The sequence below is a fragment of the Reyranella sp. genome, assembly GCF_017305915.1.
In the GTDB taxonomy this organism is placed as follows: domain Bacteria; phylum Pseudomonadota; class Alphaproteobacteria; order Reyranellales; family Reyranellaceae; genus Reyranella.
The window spans coordinates 22,611-29,630 of sequence record NZ_JAFKJN010000048.1 but is presented as its reverse complement, the minus strand read 5'-3'; the positions used below and the strand labels follow the sequence as shown (position 1 = coordinate 29,630).

At 65.0% G+C, this 7,020-nt stretch carries 8 protein-coding genes; 6 read left to right on the top strand and 2 right to left on the bottom strand.

Annotated elements, in window-relative coordinates:
- Positions 1–374: 374 nt before the first annotated feature.
- The 5 genes from J0J01_RS32020 to J0J01_RS32000 all read left to right on the top strand — a co-directional run bounded on the left by J0J01_RS32020 (position 375) and on the right by J0J01_RS32000 (position 3,160).
- Positions 375–611, top strand: coding sequence for a hypothetical protein (locus J0J01_RS32020; RefSeq protein ID WP_296387699.1), 237 nt, complete (start codon positions 375–377; stop codon positions 609–611).
- Between the two features lie 179 nt (positions 612–790).
- The gene (locus tag J0J01_RS32015; protein WP_296387698.1) at positions 791–1,024 is read left to right on the top strand and encodes a hypothetical protein; all 234 of its coding nucleotides are present in this window, start codon (positions 791–793) and stop codon (positions 1,022–1,024) included.
- Between the two features lie 163 nt (positions 1,025–1,187).
- Positions 1,188–1,427 (top strand): hypothetical protein, encoded by a 240-nt coding sequence (locus J0J01_RS32010; RefSeq protein WP_296387697.1) that lies wholly within the window; start codon positions 1,188–1,190, stop codon positions 1,425–1,427.
- Between the two features lie 99 nt (positions 1,428–1,526).
- Complete coding sequence (locus tag J0J01_RS32005; protein ID WP_296387696.1) at positions 1,527–2,366, top strand: DUF692 domain-containing protein; 840 nt, start codon at positions 1,527–1,529, stop codon at positions 2,364–2,366.
- On the top strand, positions 2,363–3,160 hold the full coding sequence (locus J0J01_RS32000) for a DNA-binding domain-containing protein (RefSeq protein WP_296387695.1): 798 nt from the start codon (positions 2,363–2,365) through the stop codon (positions 3,158–3,160). Before J0J01_RS32005 ends, J0J01_RS32000 begins: the two co-directional genes overlap by 4 nt.
- Positions 3,161–3,557: 397 nt before the next feature.
- Here J0J01_RS32000 and J0J01_RS31995 read toward each other — a convergent pair whose 3' ends face one another.
- Positions 3,558–4,385, bottom strand: a complete 828-nt coding sequence (locus tag J0J01_RS31995) for a hypothetical protein (RefSeq protein WP_296387694.1) — start codon at positions 4,383–4,385, stop codon at positions 3,558–3,560.
- A gap of 15 nt (positions 4,386–4,400) precedes the next feature.
- Entirely contained in the window at positions 4,401–5,660 is a 1,260-nt protein-coding gene (locus J0J01_RS31990) for an FAD-dependent monooxygenase (protein WP_296387693.1), read from the bottom strand.
- 106 nt (positions 5,661–5,766) lie between these two features.
- On the opposite strand from J0J01_RS31990, the gene J0J01_RS31985 reads away from it, so the two are divergent.
- Positions 5,767–6,957 carry an alpha/beta fold hydrolase gene (locus J0J01_RS31985; protein WP_296387692.1) on the top strand — a complete coding sequence of 397 codons (1,191 nt, stop codon included), beginning with the start codon at positions 5,767–5,769 and terminating at the stop codon, positions 6,955–6,957.
- Positions 6,958–7,020 lie beyond the last annotated feature (63 nt).

Below are 7,020 nucleotides of genomic sequence, written 5' to 3'. Positions count from 1 at the left end.
CGCTCCCGCTACGCCCGGGGTCCATCGGCTTGCCCAAGCAATGCGGTTCCATCTTCGCCCACTGGGCGTCTGTCAGTACAAAGCGGTCCATCGCAAGCTTGAATCACAATCAAGCTTCTTGTGGAATCCTGAATCTCAACAAGCCCTAGACCGCCTGGCGACGATCTTCGCGACGCCTCACGAAGTCTTCCTCGCGAAAACCCCACTCACGTATCGGTGAGCACACGCACTGCACGTCCGACGCCGGCGTGAAGCCGGACTCGCCGGCGCCACCGCGGTGTGATGCCGCGTGTAGCGTGCGTGGCCGTACAGTGACCGCCGCCACGTCCATCGAAGCAGACGCGTGCGTGTCAGAAGAAAGAGGGAGTTGTTCGATGAAGAAGTCATACATCATCGCCGCGGCGTCGGTGTTCGCCGCCAGTGCGCTGGCCACGGCTGCTCATGCGCAGTCGACCAACAAGTGCTACGGCATCAATGCCTGCAAAGGCCAGAGCGCCTGCGCCAGCTACAAGACCTCGTGCAAGGGCAAGAACGCCTGCAAGGGTCAGGGCATGACCGTCACCGGCACGTCCCTGGAGTGTGTCGCCCAGGGCGGCAGCGCGATGCCGTAAAGGCGTCTCGCCGGAGAAGAGAGGCGCCACTTCCCTGTCGGTGGCGCCTTTCTTTTGATCACAAGTGGTCAATTTAGTTTGACGGGCTCCCAGTCATCGGCCGCCGGATCGACGGCGTAGACCGTCTGCAGGGTTCATCCTGCCGCGCCGACCGGCGCGTCACAGACTGGGAGCAGTTCATGAGCAAGCGCACGATCATCGCCACCGCCGCGGCTCTCTTCGCCGCCGGCGGCCTCGTCACCGCGGCCCATGCCGCAGGCGTCAAATGCAGCGGCACCAACGCCTGCAAGGGCCAGAGCGCGTGCAAGATGGGCAACAGCGCGTGCAAGGGTCAGAACGCTTGCAAGGGCCAGGGCTGGTCCGAGGCCGCGACCGCGGCCGACTGCACCGCCAAGGGCGGCAAGGTCCTCTAACGTTTCGAGGAACGGCATGGGTGGGCGTTCCCGCGGAATGTCCATCCAACCCCGGGACATTGCAGGGGCGTTGTAAAGTTCCGCAGCGCAAGCCATAGTTTTCGTGTCCCGCGGGCACAAGCATGACGCTTGGACGCGGACATTTTGACAGGGGAGCGTTTGCATGGACAAGAAACTCATCATCAGCACGGCCGCTGCGCTGTTCGCGGCGGGCACGATCGCCTCGGCGGCGCATGCCCAGGGCACCAACAAGTGCTTCGGCATCAATGCCTGCAAGGGCCAGAGCGCCTGCGCCAGCTATCGCACGTCTTGCAAGGGCAAGAACGACTGCAAGGGCAAGGGCATGACCGTGACGGGCACCCAGCTCGAGTGCACCGCTTCGGGCGGCAGCCCGACGCCGTAAGGCTGACGCCGGCGCTTCGCCGGCTGCAGATCGACGGGCGCCCGGCATGCCGCGGCGCCCGCTTTCTTTGGAGGCCACGAGTTGGAGTACACTGGCGGTATGGAAAACGTCGGTTTCGGCCTGGGCCTGCGCCACGAGCACTACGAGGAGATCCTCGCCGCGCCCGGCAAGGTCGAGTGGTTCGAGGCGCTCAGCGAGAACTACATGATCGCGGGCGGCATGCCGCTGTACTGGCTCGACACCTTCCGGCGCGACTATCCGATGGCGCTGCACGGCGTGTCGCTGTCGATCGGCTCGATCGACCCGCTGGACGAGGACTACCTCAAGGACCTCGCGACGCTGATCGACCGGGTCGAGCCGATGTGGGTCTCCGACCATCTCTGCTTCACCGGCCTGCGCGGCATCAACCTGCACGACCTGCTGCCGCTGCCCTACACCGAGGAGGCGCTCGACCACGTCGCCGAGCGGGTGATGCGGGTGCAGGACCGGCTGCGCCGCCGCCTGGTGCTGGAGAACGTCTCGAGCTACGTCACCTATGCCGCCTCCGAGCTCACCGAATGGGAGTTCATCGCCCAGCTCTGCCAACGCGCCGACTGCGAGATGCTGCTCGACGTCAACAACATCTATGTCAGCGCCTTCAACCACGAGTTCGACCCCAAGGATTTCTTGCGCGGCATCCCGCGCGAGCGGGTCCGCCAGTTCCATCTCGCCGGCCACACCAACAACGGCACGCACATCGTCGACACCCACGACCATCCGATCGTCGGCGGCGTGTGGGATCTCTATGCCGAGGCGGTGCGGCTGTTCCCCGGCGTGCCGACCATGATCGAGCGCGACGCCAACATCCCGCCTTACGGCGAGCTGCTGGCCGAGCTCGACGTAGCGCGCGGCATCGCCGAACGCGTGATGCGTGCGCCGGCGCACGAGGCCGCGGAATGACGCGCAGCAACGCAGGCTCGCTCGCCGATCTGCAGCGGGCCTTCCAGGACTACGTGCTGGCGAGCCAGCCGGCCTTCACCGCCCAGGTGCGCGACACCAGCAAGGCCGACCGCATCACCCTGCTCAACGTCTATCGCGAGGGCTATGCGCTGCGCCTGATCGAGGTTCTGGAATCGGACTTCCCCGGCGTGCGGGCGATGGCCAGCCCCGAGGACTTCGACCACGCGGCGCGCGCCTACATCGCGGCCCATCCCTCGCGCCATCCGTCGGTGCGCTGGTTCGGCAAGGCGTTCGCCGACTTCCTGGCCGCGGCCGCGCCCTACGACGAGACGCCGGCGGCCGCCGAGATGGCGCGCTTCGAATGGGCGCTGGGCGAGGCCTTCGATTCGGTCGATGTCGAGCCGCTGCGGGCCGAGGCGGTGATGACGGTGCCGCCCGAGGCGTGGGAGACCATCGCCTTCGCGCCCCTGCCCTCGCTGCGCCGCCTCGCCTTCACCCACGACGTGCCGCCCTCCTGGCAGCGCCGCGAGGAGGTCGAGCCCGGCGCGCTCGGGGTGGCCGCGCTCGGGACGACGGTGCCGTGGATGATCTGGCGGCCCGAACGCATGTCCAACTTCCGCTCGCTCGAGGCCGACGAAGCGGTCATGCTCGACGCCATGGTGGAAGGCCGACCGTTCCCGGCGCTGTGCGAGGCGCTGCTGCCTCATGTCGGGGAGGACCAGGCGGCCGCCCGCGCCGCCGGCCTGTTACGCAGCTGGGTCGAGGAAGGGTTGATCGCCTCCTTCAGCCACTGATCTCTGCCCGCTCGATGGAATTGGTAGACATACGAGACTTAAGGACGCGCTGTAGCACGACGAACGAGAATGAGAGCGAAATGCGGACGTGGCGAAACCGGTAGACGCAGCAGACTTCAATTGGAGTGCCCACGGGGAAACCCGTGGAGCAGAACCGCTCAAAGTCGGGGAAAGCTAAGGGTTCGACCTAAGCCAATCCCGAGCCAAGCCCCTCCGGGGAAGGTGTAGAGACTAGACGGGTGGCGCCTACGGCCGGAAGGCCTTGGCGAAGGGATAGTCCAGACCACGAACGCCGATGAGGCGGCGGCGAAAGCCGAGGTGGTACGAAAATCTGCTTCTCGAAAGGGAATGCGGGTTCGAGTCCCGCCGTCCGCACCATCTCTCAGCGAGTCGCAGGCTATCTGTAGCCGAGGATTCTATGGCCGGGGCCCGGAGGGCAGGTCCAGTCGCCATGGCCGTCCTTGACGCAATCATAGCGGCCTTCGTACAGCGTGCGCGTTATGGCGTTGTTGTAGACGCGGCAAAACGTGTGTCTCGTCTTCACCGGATAGATCTTCTCGCCAACCGGTGACTTCACGAACTCCAGCCCCTGCGGCGTCATGCGGTTGATCCGGGGCTCTCCTATCTGGAACGCCTCGAACGTGACGCCCACCTTGACCGGCGCCCCGGTCGAGCCGTCGATGCCCGCCTGGTAGTCCTCCAGGATTTTGCGCTTGAAAACCTTGTCCAGTGGACTGTCAGGCGACGCTTCCTCTGCAATACCGGCATCGGAGGAGCATTCGCCCGCCGGTCTTGCCGGCATTGGCGCCATCGCTCGCTGACGCGGCGCCTGCAAAGGCGTATTCTCGGGAGGGAGGGCACCGGCGGGTCCAGGTGGTGGAGTTGGCCCGTTTGCCGCCGCATCGTCACCTGGCGCCTTGCAGTGCCCAAGCTGTTCGACAAGGGTCTGCCGATAAACCTGGACACGCGCGCCGAGCCCGTTGGGCGCAGCGTCATTGAGGTACTGAACATCACATTGATCGAAGTCGTCGGACCCCTTGCAACCGATCACGATCAGCCGGGATGGCACTGAACAGCTGTAAGGAACATTGAATTTCAAACCATCCGGCGATGGCTGGGCAGCAACCGGATCGGGTACAAGGAGCGCGGCGAGCCATGCCAAGGCAAGAAGCCTGACGAAGGGAGGCACGCGAAAGCCCTCAAGATTTTTCATTCCGCGGTTCATCGAAGAAGCTCCTTGTCAATTCAGCAGTCGATCCCAGGCATTCTGCTCGAATGCCTCGGATGGAACGGAAAACGGCCCCTTCTGCGTGGCCAGGAAAGGCAGCGCCAAACGAGGCTCCGCTCCCATCCGCTTCAGGGCTCGCCTTCTGCGCGCTCTGGCATCGTCGGTGAACTCGACGCGCAAGGCGGAAAATAGCTGCGCCACAAATCGCAGGCGGCGCATTCTCTCCCGGCGCTCCTCGACGTAGGCACCGAAAATGCTCTCCCCCCAATCCGCATTCGACGTCAGCGCTTCGACCACATGCCGGGTATCGCGGAGGCTGATGCTGAGCCCTTGTCCGATGGTCGGATCGTTATGGCCTGCCGCATCGCCGATGAGGACCACGCCCGGCACAACAGGTGTGTCGATCCAGGTGTCGCCGCTCGGGTATCCATGACAAGGACCGATAGGACGCGCGGCGGAGAGGACCTCGGCATGAGGCAGGGATTTCAGCCGAAAGGCCTCCTGGAACCTGCGCGTGCTGTCGGCGCCCGAGAATCGTCCGCGCTGGTCATGTCCATAGCAGGCATAAAGGCGGATGCGCCCTCCGCCTTGCGGGAAGACGTAGAAGGTGATGTCGCCTTCCACGCCGATCGATTGGTCCTGCTCGGGCCATGCGTCGACGCCGTCGACCAGCAGACCCGAAAGAAGATGGTGACTTGCATCGAACTTCACGTCGGCCCCGACCTGACGCGCCGTCGCGGAGCCTCGTCCGTCCGCACCGACGATGAGCCGAGGAGAAACCTCGTACCGGCGCCCCTGGTGCGTGAATGCCGCCTTGGGCCGGCGTCCCGCCGAGACCGTCAGATCGCCCACCCCCCGCAGCATCGTCGCTCCGGCCGAAACGGCCGCCACATTGAGCGCCTGGCAGACCTGAGGGTGTCCGAACGTCATCGCACCCTCGACGTCCGGAAGCAGTTTTCCCAGCTCGAGCGCACGGGCTTCCGCATCCTCCGCCGACATATCCTCCCCGTAGGGGATGGCGCGCTTGGTGAAGTGACCGCCGGCGCCGAGAAGCACGTCGAAGACGCCCAGCTTCTTCGCCTCTTCGACGCCCCACGGCGGCATGAACTCGCCGCGCACGCGATCCTGATGCTCCAGGCTTTTTTCCAGCATCAGAACACGGATGTTCCGGCGCGTCAGAGCGACCGCCAACGCGCCTCCGGCAACGCCGCCACCGACGATCACGACGTCCGACGCGAGGCCCGATCCTGTCTCGTCCAACTCGCCCGGCATGCCCATCCTCCGTCTCGCCCGAATGGACGCTAGCGAAGCGGCGGTGTTAATGTCCTTTGGCCGAACTGAATTGTTCTGAATCCCGGGAGGATGGAAGAAGGCCAGGATGCCGGGAGCGTTTTCCTTTGGGTCGTTTCATCTCGACATCCGGCGACGCCTACTGCAGAGGAACGGAACGCCGGTTTCTCTCGGCTCCCGCGCCATCGACATATTGTGCGAGCTCGTCGCGGCCCGGGGCGAGCTGCTCACCAAGAACGACCTGATGGCCCGCGTCTGGCCGAACACCGTCGTCGAGGAGAACAATCTCCAGGTCCATATTTCGGCGCTGCGCAAGGCGCTTGGAGAACAGGTCGACGGTCGGAGCTGGCTGCAAACCGTGCCCGGGCAGGGCTACCGGTTCGCCGGCGAGCTGGACGGCGATTTCTCGCGGCGCAGTCTCGCAACCGCCCCGGTTCCCAGCCAGGATGTCTTTTTTTGCCGGACCCGCGATGGCGTGAATCTCGCGGTTGCATCGATCGGCCGGGGAACGCCCCTCGTCCGCACCGGGATGTGGATGACCCATCTCGAGTACGATTGGAGCACCAGCATTTGGGCTCCCTTGCTCAAGCGGCTGGCGGAGCACTGCCGGGTCATCAGGTATGACCAGCGCGGCAACGGGCTCTCCGACTGGGACATTCCTCCGATCTCGTTTGCAGCAGCGGTCGAGGATCTGGAAGTCGTCGTCGATGCGTCCAACCTCGAACGCTTCACGCTGCTCGGCATGTCCCAAGGCGTCGCAACGGCGATTGCCTATGCCGCGAAACACCCCGATCGCGTGTCGCGTCTGATCTTGAGCGGCGGCTATGCGAAAGGCTGGCGCGCGCGCGGGGTGCCGGATCATATTGCCCGCGGCGAAGCGTTCCAGGCGCTGGCCCAAAGCGGATGGGGACTCGACAACCCGGCGTTCCGCCAGCTCTTCACGTCGCTTGCCATCCCAAACGGCTCCCACGTCGAAATGGAAGCGTTCAACGAGCTTCAAAGGCGATCGAGCTCGCCCGAGAACGCTGCGCGCCTGATCGGCATGCTGGGAACGGTCGACGTGACCGATCGGCTGGAGCGGATCGCCGTTCCGACCTTGGTGATGCACAGCCGCGACGATGCGTGGGTTCCGTGTGAGCACGGACGGGCAATTGCGGCCGCCATCCCGAAGGCCCGTTTCGTCTCCATCGCCAGCGAAAACCATGTCGTGATGCCGAACGAGCCGGAATGGGAACGATATGTCGGGGAGCTCCTCGATTTCCTGCCGCGCCAGGCCTAGACGGCCGGCGACAGGCTGGCGATTCGACGGCGCGTGAGGGCCGCGCCGGTTCGAGTCCGGCAG

Coding starts and splice junctions, on each gene's coding strand:
- J0J01_RS32010 (WP_296387697.1), top strand. CDS start 1,188: ATGGACAAGAAACTCATCATCAGCACGGCCGCTGCGCTGTTCGCGGCG.
- J0J01_RS31995 (WP_296387694.1), bottom strand. CDS start 4,385: ATGAACCGCGGAATGAAAAATCTTGAGGGCTTTCGCGTGCCTCCCTTC.
- J0J01_RS32020 (WP_296387699.1), top strand. CDS start 375: ATGAAGAAGTCATACATCATCGCCGCGGCGTCGGTGTTCGCCGCCAGT.
- J0J01_RS31990 (WP_296387693.1), bottom strand. CDS start 5,660: ATGCCGGGCGAGTTGGACGAGACAGGATCGGGCCTCGCGTCGGACGTC.
- J0J01_RS32015 (WP_296387698.1), top strand. CDS start 791: ATGAGCAAGCGCACGATCATCGCCACCGCCGCGGCTCTCTTCGCCGCC.
- J0J01_RS32005 (WP_296387696.1), top strand. CDS start 1,527: ATGGAAAACGTCGGTTTCGGCCTGGGCCTGCGCCACGAGCACTACGAG.
- J0J01_RS32000 (WP_296387695.1), top strand. CDS start 2,363: ATGACGCGCAGCAACGCAGGCTCGCTCGCCGATCTGCAGCGGGCCTTC.
- J0J01_RS31985 (WP_296387692.1), top strand. CDS start 5,767: ATGCCGGGAGCGTTTTCCTTTGGGTCGTTTCATCTCGACATCCGGCGA.